The following is an 18,567-nucleotide window of genomic DNA, read 5'->3' on the forward strand; positions in this document are numbered from 1 at the left end:
TATACCACTGACTGGTGGTCAGTCAATACAATCCGGATCTCGCTGCCGCCCGACCCCCGGACGGTCTCATGTGTTGTCAAGCGCAGCAGCTGCTCGTTGCCGCTTGCGGCCCACAGCAGGCTGCCGCCTTGCGGTTTTCCTCTGCCAGCCAGCGATCGCGTGGCTTGCAGCTTGCCGGCCGCGGCGAAAGCGAAACATGGACGGCGCCGGCGCTGAGAATCGGCATCGCCGCGCAATACAGTTGCATCGGGCGCACGCCATCACTGACTTCGAAGGTCAGCTTCGCCGAACTATCCAGCTGCACGTAATCGGTAACCTTGCGGATGATGGAATAGAACTTGCCGGCCGGCATATGCGTGCGCTCGCCTTCCTCGATATCCCAAAGCTGGATGAATATCTCCGCCCACGCCTCGGGATTGGCGCCGCAATCCAGGCCCGAGAATTGGCCCGCCTTGACCTCGGTGACATGATAGCCAGGCTTCACCGACTTGCCGTCATAATAGAAAATCAGCGGAGAATCCTTGGCGCTGGCAAGCGTGCCGAGCAGCAGGCCGAGATCGATGTCGTTCTCTTGAATTTTGCTGTTGTCGATGACGTTCATATCAGCTAATCCTCGTTTCAACGTTTCAAGGATTATTGAAATATGGATCAACGTCAAGCCCTCATCGCATTCGGCGCGCTCTCGCAGGAAACGCGTCTGCACATCGTCCGCATGCTTGTGGTCTCGGGCCTGGATGGCATGGCGGCGGGCTCGATCGCGGAGAAAGCGGAGGTCTCGCCGTCCAATATCTCCTTCCACCTGAAGGAGCTCGAACGCTCAGGCCTGATTACGCAACAGCGCGAATCCCGCTCGATCATCTACACCGCCAATTACGAGGCGCTGGGCCGCCTGATCCGCTTCCTGATGGAGGATTGCTGCGGCGGAAACCCCGAGATCTGCGCGCCGGCTGCCGCCGTCGCCGCCTGCTGTGCACCTGCGACGAAAGAGGAACTGCAATGACCGCAGACCGCATTGGCGATGCGCCGTTCCGCGGCACGACGAGGATGGGCTGATGACGGGGTTCGATCTACCACGCCGGCTCGTCGCCGAGGGTCTCGGCACCGCCATGCTGGTCGCGACCGTTGTCGGGTCGGGTATCATGGCGACATCGCTGACGCAGGACGTAGGACTTGCCCTGCTCGACAACACGCTCGCGACCGGCGCCATCCTGGTGGTGCTGGTCACTGTGCTCGGACCGATCTCCGGCGCCCACTTCAACCCGGCGGTCTCGCTGATCTTGGCGATGTCGCGCACGCTGGCAAAACGCGATCTCGCCGGATATATCGCTGCGCAAATCTTCGGCGGCATCGTCGGGACCGTCGCCGCCCATCTGATGTTTGCCCTGCCGCTTCTGGAAATGTCGAGCAAGGTGCGCACCGGCGGCGCGCAATGGTTTTCGGAAGGCGTAGCGACCTTCGGCCTGGTGGCAGTGATCCTCGCCGGCATCAAGTTCGAGCGGAAGGCGGTGCCGTGGCTGGTCGGGCTCTATATCACCGCCGCCTACTGGTTCACCGCTTCGACCTCCTTCGCCAATCCGGCCGTCGCTTTGGCCCGTTCGCTGACCGACACCTTCTCCGGCATCCGCCCGATCGATCTTCCTGGCTTCTGGATCGCCGAAATCACAGGCGCGGTCGCAGCCCTTCTCCTCTTCACCTGGCTGTTGCAGCCGGGCACTCCATCAACCCTGTCGTCAGAGGCAAAGCTATGAACGTTACCATCTACCACAACCCTGCCTGCGGCACGTCCCGCAACACACTGGCGATGATCCGCAATGCCGGCATCGAACCTGATATCATCGAATATCTGGAAAAACCGCCGTCACGTCACGAACTGGTCAGGATGATTGCCGATGCCGGCCTGACCGTGCGCGATGCCATTCGTCAGAAGGATACGCCCTATGCCGAACTCGGCCTCGACAATCCCGATCTAAGCGACGATCAGCTTCTCGACGCGATGCTGAAAGACCCGATCCTGATCAACCGGCCTTTCGTCGTCACTCCTCTCGGTACGCGCCTGTCGCGACCGTCGGAACTTGTCCTCGAAATCCTGCCGGAAACGCAGAAGGGCGCCTTCACCAAGGAAGATGGCGAGAAAGTGCTCGATGCCGAGGGCAAGCGCATTGTCTGATCTGCCTGCCGTATCGCCGATGCATCTGCGTCAACCGGATATGGACGCACTCAGGCCGGCGTTCTCGACGCACAAGCCGCGCATCCTGATCCTTTATGGCTCCTTGCGAGCGGTGTCCTATAGCCGCCTTCTCGCACAGGAGGCGGCACGACTGCTCGAATATTTCGGCTGTGAAGTGCGTATCTTCAATCCGGAAGGTCTGCCGTTGCCCGACGCCGAGCCGGCGAGCCACCCAAAAGTTCAGGAACTGAGAGAATTGTCGGCATGGTCGGAAGGCCAGGTATGGGTCAGCCCTGAGCGTCATGGCGCGATGACCGGTATCATGAAAGCGCAGATCGACTGGATTCCGTTGTCGGTTGGCTCGGTCCGGCCAACGCAAGGCAAGACGCTGGCGGTGATGCAGGTCTCCGGCGGTTCCCAGTCCTTCAACGCGGTGGGTCAGCTCCGCATTCTTGGCCGCTGGATGCGGATGATCACTATCCCCAATCAGTCCTCGGTTGCCAAAGCTTTCCAGGAATTCGACGCGGACGGCCGTATGAAACCATCATCCTATTACGACCGCGTCGTCGACGTCTGCGAGGAACTGGTGAAGTTCACGCTGCTGACCCGTGATGCCTCGAACTATCTGACCGACCGCTACAGCGAGCGGAAAGAAGAAGCCGAAAAGCTCGAACAGCGCGTGAGCCTCAGATCGCTATGATAATCAGCACCGAACGACCGCCAGTAGCGGCCATTGTCGCACTCGGGCTCACGCAGATCATCGGTTATGGATCGCTCTATTACAGCTTCAGCATCCTCGCCCCTGACATGGCCCGTGATCTGGGCTAGTCATCGGAATGGATCTTCGGTGCGCTCTCCGCGGCCCTTCTGATCGGCGGCTTGGCCGCACCTCTCATGGGCACATGGATCGATCGCTTCGGCGCAGGCAGGATCATGACATCGGGCTCGGCGATTGCCGCCGCTGCCCTCGTCGCCTGTGCCTTCGCGCCGGGAAAGATCGCTTTCGTCGCGGCATTGATCGGCATCGAGATCGCCTCGAACCTGGTGCAATATGGCGCCGCCTTTGCCCTGCTCGTGCAGATCAGGCCGCGCGTCGCCCAGCGCAGCATCACCTACCTGACGCTGATCGCCGGCTTCGCCTCGACCATCTTCTGGCCGATCACCACGGCGCTGCATGCGCATCTGTCATGGCAGAACGTCTATCTGATCTTCGCCGCGCTCAATCTCGTGGTCTGCCTGCCCATTCATGCCTGGCTCTCCCGTGGCATCAGCCAAACCAGGAGACGGACCGGAGAGGAGGCCGCAAAACGCGTCGATCCGAGCCTTCCGCCGTCTGTGCGCCGGCCGGCCTTTATCCTGATGGTGACCGGCTTTGCTTTGGAAAGCTTCGTGAACTCAGCGCTTCTGGTTCACATGGTGCCTGTGATGTCGGCACTCGGCCTCGGCGCCATGGCGGTGGTGGTCGGAACGCTCTTCGGCCCGTCGCAAGTGCTGAGCCGCCTTATCAACATGGTCTTTGGCGAGAGCTTGTCGCAAGTGATGCTGGCGATCATCTGCGCCATCCTGCTGCCGACAGCCCTTGTCATCCTCACCGCCACCGCACCCTCGATGCCCGGCGCATTGGTCTTCGCCGTCGTCTTCGGCCTCGGCTCGGGCCTTAACAGCATCGTCTACGGAACCTTGCCGCTAGCGCTCTTCGGAAGCGATGGCTACGGCCGGCGGCAAGGACAAATCATGTCGGTCCGTCTCGTCGTCTCCTCGATGGCGCCATTCGCGCTTGCATTCCTGATGGGCAATCTCGGCGTCTCATGGTCACTGTCGATCGCAGCATTGCTCAGCACCGTCGCCGTCGCCGCATTCTTCACCATTATGCGGCTGACGCGCCCGGTTGACGGGCCGGGAACGGTTCCCAATCCCGGAGAAATTTGAGCGCGATAATCTACTTGACGACCGCCGAGCCCTTGACGATGTCGATCGTCTCGCCGCCGTCGAGCCCGATGCGGTCGCCGTCGGGCGTCGTCATGAAGCAGCCCGAGGGGCAGAGGCTTTCCGAAGCACCGGCATCGACGACGACCTCGACGCGCTGGCCGCTCTCGGTGATGACGAGCACGACGGCGGCTGGATCGGTATTGGTGATGGATGCCGCTTCAGCCGCGGGCGCGGCAAGCAGCGGGACAAGCAGAACGGCGGCAAATCTTGCCATCATATGCGGCGGCGCTGGCGCGCCCTCCCCTCGAACGATCGGTGCTGCCCCCGGCAGCGATCCCGATAGGGGAGATCATGCACATATAGCTGTGAATGATGGCTGAATGGCCCGTTCAGCCTTTCCGATTGCCGTCTGCCGTCTTGCTGCGCAATTGCCGCACCGGCTGCTCTTCCTCCTCCATGGGCGTGTCCGCCGAGTTTTCCTGCTCGTTGGGTTGATCCCTGCCCACATCGGCAAGCGCGGGACGAGCCTCTCGATGGATGGTAAGATCGGTCTGCGGCAGCGGGATCTCAATGCCCTCGGCCTTGAAGCGCTTAAGGATCTCGATCCTGAGATTGTTGCGCACCGCCATGCCGTCGCCCATGTCGGCGAGGAAGAAACGCAGCTCGAAATCCAGCGAATAAGGCCCGAAGCGCAGGAATTCGACATGCGGCTCCGGATTGCGCATGACGAGCGGTATCTTGGCCGTCAGTTCCAGTAGGATGTCCATCACCTGCTGCGGATCGGCGTTGTAGGCGACGGAAACCGGAATTTCCGAGCGGCCGATCTTGTTGCGGTGTGTCCAGTTACCGACGAGGCCGTTGATCAGCTCCGAATTCGGCACGATGATCGACTGCTTGCGGAAGGTCTCGATCTCCGTGGCGCGCACAGAAATGCGTTTGACGATGCCTTCGGCCGTGCCGGAAACGACATGGTCGCCGACCTTGAATGGCCGCTCAACGAGCAGGATCAGGCCGGAGACAAAGTTGGAGACGATGTTCTGCAGGCCGAAACCGATGCCGACCGAAAGTGCGGAGGCCACGAGCGCGAAGCTCGACAGATCGATGCCCGCTGCCGAAACGCCGATGATTGCCGCAATACCGACGCCGAGATAGCCGATCCCGGTCTTGACCGAATTGCGCACGCCGAGATCGACATGGCTTCTTGCCATGACATTGCCATCGAGCCAGCGCTGCAGCCAGCGCGTCAGCAGGTAAACGCCGGCAAACAGCAGGATGCCGGTGCAGATGCCGAGCAACGAGATGCTGATACCGCCGAGCCTGACCTCGGTGAACAGCCGATAGGCAAGAATCTGCAGGTCCTGCACATGGAAACCCCAGAGCAGCAGGATCAGCGGGATGCCGACGAGAAGCGCTACTGCATAGATCGCAAGGCCGACGACCAGGCCAGCCTGGTCGATCGCCACCGGCCCGAGCTTGTAGCGGCGCGTCAGGAAGCGCGCAAAGAAGGTGTCGCCGAAGCTCTCCTGCCTGGATATCGCCTTGCCGGAGAGCAGACCGACATACATGGTGACGACGACCGCGCCGGTGATGATGAGCTGTGTGGCGACGAAGCGCGCCAGCCCGACATACCCCGTCAGCGCGGTCAGGATGAGACCGGCGCCGACGACGCGCAGGATGATCGCCATGCCGCGCGGCCAATGCCGGCCCGGCGCATCGGGATCACCGTTCCTGGCCAGCATCGGTTTGCCGAACGACACCGAAATGAGGATCAGGCCGATGATCAGCGCCGCAATCAGGCTCCTGACCACGGTCAGCACCAGCGGCGAGCCCATCGCCTCGCCGATCGTGCCGAAGAGATAATCGAGCGCGTTGACGACGGCCATCGCCAGCAGGCAATAGCCGATCGAGCGCGCGCCGCGATTGGAAAGCCGAACGAGCCGCCAATGCGGTTCGTTCGGCGCGAAGATGGCGTTGACGAAGCGGCCGACGAAATAGACGAGCCCGATCGCTGCGAACAGAGCGCCGATGACAGGTGCGATGTCGGGCCTCAGCACATTGAAACCGTTGAGGAAGAAGAACGAGGTGACGAGCAGCACAGAGAGCGCCAACGTGCGGATCAGTGTCGACCAGAAGGCGATCGACAGCCGGCCGATATAGGACGGGCTCTCCACTGCTTCGTCGCGGCGCAGATACGAGCCGAACAGCCGGTAACTGCCGGAGAGCAGGATCAGCGCCGAGGCGAGCGACAGGAAGATCGCGGCAAACATCGGGAAACGCTTGAATTTCCAGACGAAGGTGGCCCAACTGGACAGGGCCTGCGAGAATTCGCTGGCCTCGTGCACGAAGGCGCTGGCGGCATCGTCGAGCACCGAGACCGAAATCTCGGTACGCCTGAGAAGCGTATCGGCAAACAGCCGCCGCCGCATCTCGGTGATCTCGTTGACGAGCTTCGTTACTGTGATCGACAGGTTTTCGGCGTCGCCCGTCAGCGCGTTGATCTGCGCGCGTTCGGCGGCGAGCGTATTGCGTTCCTGGGTGACGATCTCGGCCTCCGGCGGCTGCCCGTCCTTCGGCGGATCGCCGATCTCGGCAAGCCGGTTCTTGATCTGGTCGAAACGCGGCCTGAGATTGACCGATATGGTGATGACGGCGCGGCTAAGTTCGTCGGCTTTGGTCGCAAGCCCGACCAGGGCATCGTCATTATCGGCATTCTGCTTGGCGCCGTCCTGAAGCGCCGTCAGTTGGACCTTCGCCTTGTCGATCTCCTTTGTCGCCTGGTCGAGCGGCGTATCGGCAAGCGGCGCCTGCGCGGCCGCCGGTGCCTGTGGCTCCTGCGCAAAGGCCGCAGCACCCTTGAAATGCGCGCCGGCGACCGCCAGCGTCAGCAGAAGAATGGTGCGAAGCAGGATAGGTCTCAGCCGCAAAAGCGCCTCCGGAAGGGTTGTCGTCGGGGGTAGAATGCCAGCTTGTCATAGTAAAGAAAGGCGACAGAAAGGCGGAGGCTCCCTGGAAAGGCCTAGAAACCGGCGCCGGGCTTGGAAAGATAGTCGCGCTCCACCGCCGTCGACTCCCGCCCGAGCATGGCATTGCGGTGCGGAAAACGGCCATAGGCAGCGATCACGTCGTGGTGGCGGATCGCATAGTCGAGATATTCTTCATCGCCGAGGGCGGTAAACAACGCCACCGATCGTTCCTGTTCGCCAAGGTCTTCGGCATGTTCGAACGGCAAGTAGAAGAAGGTACGGCATGCGGCCTCCACCCCCCGGTCGGCGCCGGATGTCAGCGCGAGTTTGGCTTCGCGAAGTGCCAGCCCGTCGGTGGCAACGGCAAGCGGCGTGCCGCGATAGATGTTGCGGGGAAACTGGTCGAGCACGATGACAGCCGCCAGCCGGCTCTCCGCATCCGCCCGCCATTCGACGCCCACACCCGCAGCAAGGGCCAGATGGGTATCGCGAAAGACCGTGCTGATCTCCGCGTCGAGGTCAGGCGTCGGGCGGAACCACAGCTCCCTGCCACATCTGACGAACCAGAAATCATAGATTTCCTTCGGTGTGCGGATGGTCGTCATGTTCCTCCCCTAGCGTCATGTCTCTTGATTATTTGTCTATAATATATTGTAAAGATTGGATAAACTTCGTTCTGTACGCGGCAAACTCAGCGTCGAACGAGAGAAACATCGCCGAGTCCAACGTCAACCCTACTTCGCCTCATGCAACGAAAACACCAGCGTCGCCTTGGTCCCGTCATGGCCGGGATCATAGGCGAAATCCGATTTCAAGCTGGCGGCCATGGCCGTCAGGATGCGTGTACCAAGGCCGGTTCCCCTGGCCGGGCTCGATGGATCGAAACCGGCGCCGTCATCCTCGACGATGACACGCAATGCCTCGTCCGTCTGGTCGACGATGACGCGGATCTCGCCTGACACGCTGTCCGGATAGGCATATTTGAAGGCATTGGTGACGAGTTCGCTGACGATCAGCCCGAGCGTGATCACCTTGTCGGTCGCCAGATTGACCGGCTGCGCGGTGAGCACGATCCGATGCGGCCGCTTGTCGTCGCGCATCGAGGCTTCAAGTTCGGTGAGCAGGCTGTTCAGATATTCGTCGACCTGCACCGAGCCGACCTGCCGATTGGTGTAGAGCCGGCGGTGCACGCTGGCGATGGCGTTGATGCGCATCTGCGTTTCGTGTAGCGCATCGATCGCCACCTGGTCTTTGGTCATCGAGGATTGCATGCGGATCAGCGCGCCAACGAGGCCGAGGCTGTTGGCGATGCGGTGATTGACCTCGGCAAGCAGCATTTCGGCAAGGTCACGCTGCTGGCGGATCACCTCCTGCGCCTGCGCCGTCTCGCGGCGAAAACGCGCCCGCTCCAACGCCTGTTCGAGCGCGGCCGCGAGCAGGTCGAAATAATCGGCTGATATCCCCTTGAGCATGTAGTCGTCGGCACCGGCCTTCAGCGCCGCGACCGCGATGCTGGTATCGTCCGAACCCGTCGCATAGATCACCGGCGGATGATCCGGCATTGCCGTGATGCAGGGCAGAATGTCGAGGCCGGTCTCGCCGGCCAGGATATGATCGAGCAAGACGGCGTCGATACCGCCTTCGCCGAGTCTCGCAAGGCCGGCCGCGCCGCTCTCGGCCCACTCGACCAAAAAACCACGCCGACGCAGGTTTTTCTGCATCAGTAGGGCAAGCCCTTCGTCGTCGTCGATATAGAGGATGTGGATCAGGGCATCCGCATCGCCGCTAGAATTGCTCATTCCGTCTCCCGGCGTTCTCTCGCAGCGACGACCGCCCGCAAGCGTCCGAGTCGTCCGCATGGCAATGTCGTATTGCATTGGCCGCCTGGGGTAAACAGCGGTTATCCCTCGCTCTTGTCGCAGGCGGCGCGGAAGGAGGATGTCGGGAATCCGGCATTTTCAGAACATGACCCTGGCCTGGGGAGTATCCCATGGAAGCCGTTGAAGGAGATGGGAAAACGAAGAACCTGAAATGAGATGCATAAACGCCGAGCGGCCCGATTGGTTCCGCAGCAAGCTAACTTTTCTGGAATTTCCGATGGCCGGATACTTCGGCCCCCGCCTCCGCCGGCAATTGCAGGAAGCGCAGCGACGAGACGACGCCGATCGCGCCGACCACGACAAAAGCCCAGCGGAAATCGGCAAGAACCGGATTGTCGGCGCCCCTGAGAGCCGAGCCGATGTTGAGCACGGCCGCCGCCACCGCCACGCCGAGCAGCATCGATACCTGCTGCAGCATGCTCGACAGCGTCGAGGCCGAGCTTCGCTGCGCCGGGCCGATATCGGCGAAGGCCAACGTGTTCAGCGCGGTGAACTCCATCGACCGCGACAGGCCGGCGAGAAAGAGCAGCGCATGGATGAAAAACGGCGGCGTCTCCGGCGAAAGGAAACCGCAGGCGGCGATCGAAAGCGCCGCGATAAGCCCGTTGACCCCAAGCACGGTGCGAAAGCCGAATAAGCGCAGCAGCGGCGTCGTCACCGCCTTCATGCTGAAATTGCCGAGGAAATAGACGAGCAAATAGGCGCCGGCGGCAATCGAGCTCAGGCCGAAGCCGAGCTGGAACAGCAGAGGCAGCAGGAACGGCGTCGCATTGATGGCCATCCGGCAGGCCGTGCCCGCCGACAGCGTCGACATCGAGAAGGTCTGGATGCGGAAGGCCGAAAGGTCGAGCAGCGGATTGTCGACGGCGAGGAAATGCCGCGTCGCCATGACAGACAGTACGATGCCCGCCGCCAGCATTGATATGACGGGCAAAAGCCCGCCGTCCCATTTGACCGAGAGTTCGAGGGCGGCGAGCAGAAAGGTCAGTCCCGCAGCACTGAGGACGAAGCCCAGGAGATCCAGCCGGCCCGGATTGGTCTCGCGCTGCTCCGGCACGAAACGCAGCACCAGCGCGATGCCGAGAATGCCGATCGGGATGTTGATGAGGAAGTTCCAGTGCCAGCTGGCATAGGTGGTGATGAAGCCGCCGAGCACCGGGCCGATCACCGGCGCCGTCAGCGCCGGCCAGGTGATCAGCGCGATCGCCTGGACGAGTTCCGACTTGCGGGCGTTTTTCAGCACGATGATACGCCCGACCGGCGTCATCAGCGCGCTGCCCGCCCCCTGCACTGCGCGCCACAGCACAAATTCCGCAAGGCTGCCGGACAGCCCGCAAAACAGCGAGGCGCCGGTAAAGACCGCAATCGACATCAGGAAGATGCGGCGCGCACCGAACCGGTCGCCGAGCCAGCCCGACAGCGGAATGAAGGCGGCCATCGTCAGCATGTAGACAGTGATGCCGATGCTCATCGACACCGGCTGCACGCCGAAGCTTGCCGCCATCTGCGGCAACGAGGTGGTGACGATCGTGCCGTCGAGGATCTGCATGAAGAAGGAAACGGCAACGACCAGCGCCACGATCTTCGCCTGGCGGCCGCTCGCGGCCTCTTGCCCATTCTCGCTCGTCTCTGCCGTGGTCATGGATCTGCCAATAAAAATTCCGGATGACGCGGCGGGGAAACGGGAAGGAAGCCGATCGGAGATCTGCCGCGCGGGGGACCGCGGACATGGAAAGCCGCGCATTGGCTGAATACGCTCGTTGCAGCCGGGCGGAAAGGCTAAATCTCGCACTACGCAGGAATATTCCCGATGCAGCCGGATAGCTGGCCGCTATCGATCCCAAGAAAGGATTCAAGAAAAAGGCCCCGCCGAAGCGAGGCCAAGCTTGATCCGCTCCGGGGAAAAACAGGAGCGGCGCGCAGTCCATATCGTGCGATCCATGTTGCAGCGAGGTCAGATGTCGCTGCATCGGTACGCTCGCCAAAGAATTTTCGAGATCGGCTGAAAAGATCGGCTCCCAAAAGTATCCCCCATGTGGCGCCACACCTGTCGCATTGCAGCAACGATTGACGCTTGCAATGTTTATAAAAATGGATATCACTAAACATATTGCTAAACATGATGATTGAGGAGTTCATGTGAGCATTCTCTGAAGTGGGTGAACATGCGACGCCGGCGGGGAGCCGGCCCTTGGTTCTGGGAGGAACTTATGCAGAAAACATCGAAAGCCCTTTTCGGGCTGGCCACGGCATTCGTCATGTCGTCGGCATTGCCCAATCTCGCCAAAGCCGATGAATTGACGCTGTGCTGGGCCGCATGGGACCCCGCCAATGCGCTCGTCGAGCTGTCGAAAGATTTCACCGCCAAGACCGGCACGCAGATGAAGTTCGAATTCGTTCCCTGGACGAGTTATGCCGACCGCTTCCTCAACGAGCTGAATTCCCACGGCAAGCTCTGCGATCTCATCATCGGCGACAGCCAGTGGATCGGCGGCTCCGCCGAGAACGGCCACTATGTCAAACTCAACGACTTCTTCGACAAGGAAGGCATCAAGATGGATGACTTCGTGCCGGCGACGGTCGTCGGCTACTCGGAATGGCCGAAGAATACCCCGAACTACTGGGCGCTGCCCGCCATGGGCGACGTCGTCGGCTGGACCTACCGCAAGGACTGGTTCGAAAAGCCGGAACTGCAGAAGGAATTCAAGGAAAAGTACGGCCACGATCTTGCAGCCCCGAAGACCTATGACGAGCTGAAGCAGATCGCCGAGTTCTTCCAGAAGCGCCAGATTGACGGCAAGACCGTCTACGGCGCCTCGATCTATACCGAGCGCGGCTCCGAAGGTATCACCATGGGCGTCACCAACGTGCTCTACGACTGGGGCTTCCAGTATGAGAACCCGAAGAAGGCCTACGACATGGAAGGCTTCGTCAACTCGGCCGACGCGGTCAAGGGCCTCGAATTCTACAAGTCGCTTTATGATTGCTGCACACCGCCCGGCAGCTCCAACGTCTACATGGTCGAATCCGCCGACGCCTTCAAATCCGGCCAGGTCGCCATGCAGATGAACTTCGCCTTCACCTGGCCCGGCCTTTACAAGGACGAAAAGGTCGGCGGCGACAGGATCGGCTTCTTCCCCAATCCGGCTGAAAAGGCCCACTTCGCCCAGCTTGGCGGCCAAGGCATCTCGGTGGTTTCCTACTCCGACAAGCGCGATGCCGCCCTGCAATACATCAAATGGTTCGCACAGCCCGATGTGCAGGCCAAGTGGTGGGAACTCGGCGGCTTCTCCTGCCTGAACTCCGTCGTTAACGCGCCGGGCTTTGCCAAGAGCCAGCCCTATGCCCAGGCCTTCCTGGACTCGATGGCGATCGTCAAGGATTTCTGGGCCGAGCCGAGCTACGCCTCGCTGCTGCAGGCCATGCAGAAGCGCGTCCATAACTACGTGGTCGCCGGCAACGGCACCGCCAAGGAGGCGCTCGACGGGCTGGTGAAGGACTGGAGCGACGTCTTCAAGGACGACGGCAAGATCTAGTGCCCGACGGGATAGGCGGCATCCCTCTGCGCGCCATCCTCACCAGGTTGGCGGCCCGGATCGGCAGACGAGCCGGGCCGCCAGATCTCCCATATCCCAAAAGACCCCGTACCCCAAAAAGACCAGGTGAAAACTTGACTATTTCCCAATCCTCCATCGTCGAGAAGGCCGCCGACGCAACAGCCAGGGCAACGCCGGTCTCGGTCGCCCGGCGCGTCCGTGGCCTCTCCGACAGGGCGATCGCCTGGCTATTCATTGCGCCTGCCATCACCTTGCTGCTGGCGATCAACATCTTCCCGCTGCTTTGGGCGGTCTATCTCTCCTTCACCAATTACCGCGCCAATCGGCCGAATGCGCCAGTCCTGGGCGTCGGCTTCGGAAATTACCAGCGCGTCCTCAACGATCCCGATATCTGGCAGGCGATGCAGACCACCGCGCATTTCGTCTTCTGGACGATCGTGCTGCAGACGGTGATCGGCTTCACGCTCGCCTATCTGATCGACCGCAAGTTTCGCGGCCATGCCTTCTGGACGACGATCATCCTGATCCCGATGATGCTGTCGCCCGCCGTCGTCGGCAACTTCTGGCGCTTCCTCTACGAGCCGCAGATCGGCCTCTTCGCCTATGCCGTGTCGCTGGTGTCTGGCATTCCGACATCGGATATCCAGATGCTCGGCAATGTCTCGCTGGCGCCATGGGCGATCGTCATCGTCGATACCTGGATGTGGACGCCCTATGTGATGCTGATCTGCCTCGCCGGCCTGCGCTCCATCCCCGACTATATCTACGAGGCGGCCGAGGTCGATCGTGCCTCGCCGTGGCGCCAGTTCTGGTCGATCACCGTGCCGATGGCCCTGCCCTTCATCATGCTCGCCGTGCTCTTCCGCGGCATCGAGAATTTCAAGATGTTCGACATGGTGACGCTGCTCACCGGCGGCGGGCCGGGCTCGGTCACAGAGGTCGCCTCGATCACGCTGAAACGCGCCGCCTTCGAAAGCTGGGCGACCGGCCGGGCCTCGGCCTTCGCCATCATCCTCTTCGTCGCGGTGTTCGGCCTCGCCAACATCTACGTCAAGGCATTGAACAAGGTGAAGCAACGATGAGCGCCGCCAACTCAGCCCATTCGGTCGTCGAACCGAGCCTGTCCAGCAAGCGCATCGCCGGCACCATCGTCGTCGTCTATGCGCTGATCACCCTCATTCCGCTCGTCTGGATCTTCCTGACCAGCATCAAGTCGCCGCCGGATTCGATCAGCTATCCCCCCAAGATCGTCTTCACGCCGTCGCTCGAAGGCTATTGCAACCTGTTCACCACGCGCACGCGGCAGACGCCCGACTATATCGCCTCGCTGCCGGCGCCGGCCGGCGCCTGCGATGAGGTGACGCGCAAGCGCAACATGGTGATTGCCGGCCCGTCGAACTTCGTGCCGCGCTTCGTCAATTCGCTGGTGATCGCCTTCGGCTCCACCTTCCTCGCGGTCTTCCTCGGCACGCTCGCCGCCTACGGCTTCTCGCGCTTCAAGGTGCCGCTCGCCGACGACCTGCTGTTCTTCATCCTGTCGACGCGGATGATGCCGCCGATTGCCGTCGCCATCCCGATCTACCTGATGTATCGCGAACTCGGCCTGTCGGACACGGCCTTGGGCATGATCCTGCTCTACACCGCCGTCAACGTCTCGCTCGCCGTGTGGCTGCTCAAGGGCTTCATCGACGAAATTCCGCGCGAATACGAGGAAGCGGCGATGATCGACGGCTATACGAGACTGCAGGCCTTCCGCAAGGTCGTGCTGCCGCAGGCAACGACGGGCATCGCCGCGACCGCGATCTTTTGCCTGATCTTCGCCTGGAACGAATATGCCTTCGCCGCTCTTCTGACCTCGGGCGAGGCCCAGACCGCGCCGCCCTTCATCCCGACGATCATCGGCGAAGGCGGGCAGGACTGGCCGGCGGTCGCGGCCGGTACGACGATCTTCCTGATCCCGATCCTCGTCTTCACCATTCTCTTGCGCAAACAACTGCTGCGCGGCATCACCTTCGGAGCCGTCCGCAAATGAGCCATCTGATCGAAACACCCACCCCAGCCCGTCCGAAACGGCCGTTCTTCCTGCGCCGCGGCCCGATGGAAACCATCGCGACCGTGCTGATCGCGTTGGGCTTCCTGATGCTGTTCCAGCCCTTCCTGCTGGTGCTCTACACCTATTCGCTGGTGACCCTGCTTGCAGGCACCGTCATGTTCATCATCGTTTCGAAATTCCCGGAGTAAACCATGGCGGACATCCGGATCGAAAATCTTCGCAAGGAATTCGGCAGCTTCGTCGCAGTTCAGGATTCCAGCTTCACCGTCGATGACGGCGAGTTCCTGGCGCTGCTCGGGCCTTCCGGCTGCGGCAAGACCACCACGCTGCGCATGATCGCCGGCCTCGAGCTGCCAAGCAGCGGCAAGATCTATCTCGACGGTGAGGACGTCACCTTCAACCGCGCCAGCGCCCGCGACATCGCCTTCGTCTTCCAGCTCTTCGCGCTCTACCCGCATATGAACGTGCGTAGGAATATCGGCTTCCCGCTGCTGTCGCAGGGCATGGCCAAGGCTGAAATCCGTCAACGCGTGGAAGAGACCGCCCGCCTGCTGCAGATCGACCATATTCTCAACCGCTCGGTATCGGGCCTTGCCGGCGGCGACCGGCAGCGCGTGGCGCTCGGCCGCGCCATCGTCCGGCGTCCGAAATGCTTCCTGATGGACGAGCCGCTCGGCACGCTCGACGCCGAGTTCCGCGAGATCATGGTCCACGAATTGCGCGAGCTGCACAATCGCATCCACGCGACCACCGTCTACGTCACTCATGACCAGCACGAGGCAATGGCGATGGCCGACAAGATCGCCGTGATGAACCATGGCGTCATCGAGCAGTTCGGCACGCCACAGGAGATCTACGCCAAGCCCGCGACCATGTATGTCGCCGATTTCATTGGCTCGCCGCCGATGAACTTCATGCGCTTCACCTCCGGCTTGAAAAGCGGCGACAAATCCATCCTGCTCGACGGCATCGACGTCGCCGTTCCCGAGATCCACCAGGACATGGCCGAGAGCGAGCTGGCCCTCGGCGTGCGGCCGGAGCATATCCGCTTCAACGACGCATCGCGGCTCCGCGGTGCCGTCTATGGCAGCGAATATCTCGGCACCAACCAGGTCGTGGCTGTGGAAACCCCGGGCGGCCTGATCAAGGCCCGCGTTCCCGCCAATCGCAGCTTCCAGATCGGCGAGAGGGTCGGCCTGGAATTCAATCCGGCGAAACTCGCGCTCTTCGACTGCACGTCGGGCCGTGCCGTACCGTCCTCGCTCTATCAGGAGACCCGGCATGGCTGATGTCGTCCTCAGGAACCTCGCCAAGCGCTTCGGCGACACCCAGGCCTTAGTCGATCTCGATCTCTCGATCCGCGACGGAGAGTTCGTCGTGCTGCTCGGTCCCACAGGCGCGGGCAAGACGACGACGCTGCGGCTGATCGCCGGCCTCGAAAAGCCAGATAGCGGCCGCATCGAGATCGGCGGCCGCAATGTCGCAGCCGAAGCACCGGCCGAACGCGACGTCGCCTTCGTCTTCCAGCAATATTCGCTCTATCCGCATATGACGGTTTACGAGAACCTCGCCTTCCCGCTGAAGGCGCCGGTCCGCAAACTGAGCGCCGAAGAGATCGACCGCCGCGTCCGCGAGGTCGCGCGCATGGTCCGGATCGACCACAAGCTGGAGAACCGCTCGACCAGGCTTTCCGGGGGCGAGATGCAGCGTGTCGCGATCGGCCGGGCACTGGTGCGCCGGCCGGCGATCTATCTGATGGATGAACCGCTGTCCTCGCTCGACGCCAAGCTGCGCGCCGAACTGCGCCTGGAGCTGAAGCGTATCCAGAAGGAGCTTGGCTCGACGCTGCTCTATGTCACCCACGACCAGGTGGAAGCCATGACCATGGCCGACCGTATCGGCATCGTCGCCGAGGGACGGCTGATGCAAGTGGGAACACCGCGCGAAATCTACGGCAATCCCGCCAACCTGCATGTCGCCGCCCGCCTCGGCCAGCCGCACATCAACCTGTTGCCTGCGGACCTGCTCCCGGGCGGCCAGCCGCCGGCCGGCACGAAAACCGTCGGTGCGCGCACCGAACATCTCGACATCATTGTCGGCAAGGATGCCAATGCAGAGATCGACTGGATCGAACATCTCGGCGACCAGAACCATCTGCACATCAGGGCTGGCAATCACAAGCTCGTCACACTTGCGGATCCATATCTGGCGATCGCCCCGGGAGACCGGATCAGCCTGACGTTGCGCGATCCACTTTATTTCGACGCCGGTGGACAGCGTCTTTCCTGACCGGCAGACAGACATGATGATGGCATGAAAAACAAACAGACGGGTCTCAATCGATGAAACACTTCTTCAACCGCAGGGAAAACATCGTCACCGAAGCTTTGGACGGTCTGCTTCTGACCAGCAGTGCCGGCCGTCTGGCCCGCCTCGACAGCTTTCCCGACATCAAGGTGATCCTGCGCGCGGATTGGGACAAGTCAAAAGTGGCGATCATCTCCGGCGGCGGCGCCGGCCATGAGCCCTCCCATGCCGGCTTTGTCGGCAAGGGCATGCTGACGGCAGCCGTATCCGGCGAAATCTTCGCCTCGCCGAGCGTCGATGCGGTGCTGACAGCGATCCGCGCCGTTGCCGGCCCGAAGGGCGCCCTGCTGATCGTCAAGAACTACACCGGCGACCGGCTGAATTTCGGCCTTGCCGCCGAAAAAGCGCGCGCCGAGGGCTTCGACGTCGAGATGGTCATCGTCGCCGACGATATCGCCATCCCCGGCATCAACCAGCCGCGCGGCGTCGCCGGCACGCTGTTCGTTCACAAGATCGCTGGTTATCACGCCGAGAGGGGCGAGGATCTGAAGACGGTCGCAGCCCATGCCGCGGCAGCAGCCGGCGACATCGTCTCGCTCGGCATGTCGCTCTCCACCTGCAGCGTGCCCGGCCAGGCGCATGAGAGCCGCCTCGGCGAGAACGAGGGCGAACTCGGCCTCGGCATTCATGGCGAGCCGGGCGTCGAGCGCATCGCTTTGCAGCCGGTCGCCGATATCGTCGCCACCATGGTGGCGCGCCTCACTCCGACGCTGCGCGAAGGCAGAAACCACGCGCTCCTCATCAACAATCTCGGCGCCGTGCCGCCGCTCGAAATGACCGTCATCGCCAATGCCGTATTGTCCTCGCCGCTTGCCGATCGCATCCGGCTGATCATCGGCCCGGCGCCGATGATGACGGCGCTCAACATGAATGGCTTCTCGCTGTCGCTGATCCGACTGGATGCCGTTCGCGAGGCGGCACTGACGGCGATGGTCGAGTCGCATGCCTGGATGCCGGCCGTCGAACGCCACGAGATCCAGATCATCGCCGCACCGAGAACATCAGCCGGACTGAATGGCGCGAACGGCAAGGCCGGGGAAAATGACCGCAACCGGCGCCTGATCACGGCGCTCTGCGAGCATCTGATTTCGCAGGAAAGCGAACTCAACCGGCTGGACGGCCGCGTCGGCGACGGCGATACCGGCTCGACGGTGGCGTCTGGCGCCCGCAGTGTGCTTGCCCGCCTCGACACGCTGCCGCTCGACCGGCCGGCGGCAACGCTTGCCTCGCTCGGCGATATCCTCGGCACCAGCATGGGCGGATCGAGCGGCGTACTGCTGTCGATCTTCTTCACCGCAGCGGCAAAGGCGATGGCTGACAAAGCCGATATCGCCGCAGCCCTTCTTGCCGGGCTCGACAGGATGACGTTCTATGGCGGAGCCGGAGTCGGCGACCGGACGATGGTCGATGCGTTGTCGCCTGCCCTGCAGGCGCTTGCATCCGGCGATGTCGCCGCCGCGGCAAGGGCTGCGGCAGTGGGTGCGGAGTCGACGAAGATGATGATGAAGGCGAGAGCCGGACGCGCCTCCTATGTCGGCGAAAGGGATCTGGCGGGTGTCGCCGATCCCGGCGCCGTGGCGGTTGCCGGCGCGTTCGGCGTGGCGGCAAGCCTCGCCTGACGAAAGAGACGTTTGATAGCCCGCGGGAGGCG

The 18,567-nt window shown here is 62.2% G+C and carries 18 protein-coding genes and 1 pseudogene; 12 read left to right on the plus strand and 7 right to left on the minus strand.

Annotated elements, in window-relative coordinates; genetic code table 11:
• Positions 1-76: 76 nt before the first annotated feature.
• A complete protein-coding gene (locus CUJ84_RS12650; RefSeq protein ID WP_105006457.1) occupies positions 77-601 on the minus strand; it encodes a DUF6428 family protein in 525 nt (174 codons plus the stop codon).
• Between the two features lie 42 nt (positions 602-643).
• Between CUJ84_RS12650 and CUJ84_RS12655 the strand changes: the two genes are divergently transcribed.
• The 5 genes and pseudogenes from CUJ84_RS12655 (at position 644) to arsK (ending at position 4,096) form a co-directional block, all read left to right on the plus strand.
• Complete coding sequence (locus CUJ84_RS12655) at positions 644-1,000, plus strand: ArsR/SmtB family transcription factor (RefSeq protein ID WP_105006458.1); 357 nt, start codon at positions 644-646, stop codon at positions 998-1,000.
• 52 nt (positions 1,001-1,052) lie between these two features.
• A complete protein-coding gene (locus CUJ84_RS12660; RefSeq protein WP_105006459.1) occupies positions 1,053-1,748 on the plus strand; it encodes an MIP/aquaporin family protein in 696 nt (231 codons plus the stop codon).
• Entirely contained in the window at positions 1,745-2,167 is a 423-nt protein-coding gene (gene arsC / locus CUJ84_RS12665; RefSeq protein ID WP_105006460.1) for an arsenate reductase (glutaredoxin), read from the plus strand. Before CUJ84_RS12660 ends, arsC begins: the two co-directional genes overlap by 4 nt.
• Positions 2,142-2,867, plus strand: coding sequence for an arsenical resistance protein ArsH (gene arsH / locus CUJ84_RS12670; protein ID WP_199788704.1), 726 nt, complete (start codon positions 2,142-2,144; stop codon positions 2,865-2,867). Before arsC ends, arsH begins: the two co-directional genes overlap by 26 nt.
• Positions 2,864-4,096 (plus strand): annotated as a pseudogene (gene arsK, locus CUJ84_RS12675) (arsenite efflux MFS transporter ArsK). The gene arsH and the pseudogene arsK overlap by 4 nt, the downstream one beginning before the upstream one ends.
• A 10-nt stretch (positions 4,097-4,106) precedes the next feature.
• Here arsK and CUJ84_RS12680 read toward each other — a convergent pair.
• The 6 genes from CUJ84_RS12680 to CUJ84_RS38750 form a co-directional block, all read right to left on the minus strand.
• Positions 4,107-4,373, minus strand: coding sequence for a hypothetical protein (locus CUJ84_RS12680; protein WP_003560251.1), 267 nt, complete (start codon positions 4,371-4,373; stop codon positions 4,107-4,109).
• 112 nt (positions 4,374-4,485) lie between these two features.
• On the minus strand, positions 4,486-7,020 hold the full coding sequence (locus CUJ84_RS12685) for a mechanosensitive ion channel family protein (RefSeq protein WP_105006462.1): 2,535 nt from the start codon (positions 7,018-7,020) through the stop codon (positions 4,486-4,488).
• 92 nt (positions 7,021-7,112) lie between these two features.
• Positions 7,113-7,664: a DUF924 family protein gene (locus CUJ84_RS12690; protein ID WP_105006463.1), complete on the minus strand. Its 552-nt coding sequence runs from the start codon at positions 7,662-7,664 to the stop codon at positions 7,113-7,115.
• Between the two features lie 129 nt (positions 7,665-7,793).
• Positions 7,794-8,858 (minus strand): sensor histidine kinase, encoded by a 1,065-nt coding sequence (locus CUJ84_RS12695; protein ID WP_105006464.1) that lies wholly within the window; start codon positions 8,856-8,858, stop codon positions 7,794-7,796.
• Positions 8,859-9,135: 277 nt separating this feature from the next.
• Positions 9,136-10,581, minus strand: a complete 1,446-nt coding sequence (locus CUJ84_RS12700) for an MFS transporter (RefSeq protein ID WP_105006465.1) — start codon at positions 10,579-10,581, stop codon at positions 9,136-9,138.
• Between the two features lie 149 nt (positions 10,582-10,730).
• A complete protein-coding gene (locus CUJ84_RS38750; RefSeq protein ID WP_245457470.1) occupies positions 10,731-11,078 on the minus strand; it encodes a hypothetical protein in 348 nt (115 codons plus the stop codon).
• Between the two features lie 71 nt (positions 11,079-11,149).
• Here CUJ84_RS38750 and CUJ84_RS12710 point away from each other — a divergent pair, with 71 nt between their 5' ends.
• The 7 genes from CUJ84_RS12710 to CUJ84_RS12740 all read left to right on the plus strand — a co-directional run bounded on the left by CUJ84_RS12710 (position 11,150) and on the right by CUJ84_RS12740 (position 18,535).
• Entirely contained in the window at positions 11,150-12,475 is a 1,326-nt protein-coding gene (locus CUJ84_RS12710; protein WP_105006466.1) for an ABC transporter substrate-binding protein, read from the plus strand.
• A 134-nt stretch (positions 12,476-12,609) separates the two neighbouring features.
• Complete coding sequence (locus tag CUJ84_RS12715; protein WP_024322135.1) at positions 12,610-13,578, plus strand: carbohydrate ABC transporter permease; 969 nt, start codon at positions 12,610-12,612, stop codon at positions 13,576-13,578.
• Positions 13,575-14,528, plus strand: coding sequence for a carbohydrate ABC transporter permease (locus CUJ84_RS12720; protein ID WP_024322136.1), 954 nt, complete (start codon positions 13,575-13,577; stop codon positions 14,526-14,528). Before CUJ84_RS12715 ends, CUJ84_RS12720 begins: the two co-directional genes overlap by 4 nt.
• Positions 14,525-14,737 (plus strand): hypothetical protein, encoded by a 213-nt coding sequence (locus CUJ84_RS12725; protein WP_027684119.1) that lies wholly within the window; start codon positions 14,525-14,527, stop codon positions 14,735-14,737. The genes CUJ84_RS12720 and CUJ84_RS12725 overlap by 4 nt, the downstream gene beginning before the upstream one ends.
• 3 nt (positions 14,738-14,740) lie before the next feature.
• Complete coding sequence (locus tag CUJ84_RS12730; RefSeq protein ID WP_105006467.1) at positions 14,741-15,838, plus strand: ABC transporter ATP-binding protein; 1,098 nt, start codon at positions 14,741-14,743, stop codon at positions 15,836-15,838.
• Positions 15,831-16,838: an ABC transporter ATP-binding protein gene (locus CUJ84_RS12735; RefSeq protein ID WP_018074533.1), complete on the plus strand. Its 1,008-nt coding sequence runs from the start codon at positions 15,831-15,833 to the stop codon at positions 16,836-16,838. The genes CUJ84_RS12730 and CUJ84_RS12735 overlap by 8 nt, the downstream gene beginning before the upstream one ends.
• Positions 16,839-16,891: 53 nt before the next feature.
• On the plus strand, positions 16,892-18,535 hold the full coding sequence (locus tag CUJ84_RS12740) for a dihydroxyacetone kinase subunit DhaK (protein WP_105006468.1): 1,644 nt from the start codon (positions 16,892-16,894) through the stop codon (positions 18,533-18,535).
• Positions 18,536-18,567: the final 32 nt, after the last annotated feature.

This window comes from Rhizobium leguminosarum, from assembly GCF_002953715.1.
Taxonomy (GTDB): Bacteria; Pseudomonadota; Alphaproteobacteria; order Rhizobiales; family Rhizobiaceae; genus Rhizobium; species Rhizobium leguminosarum_V.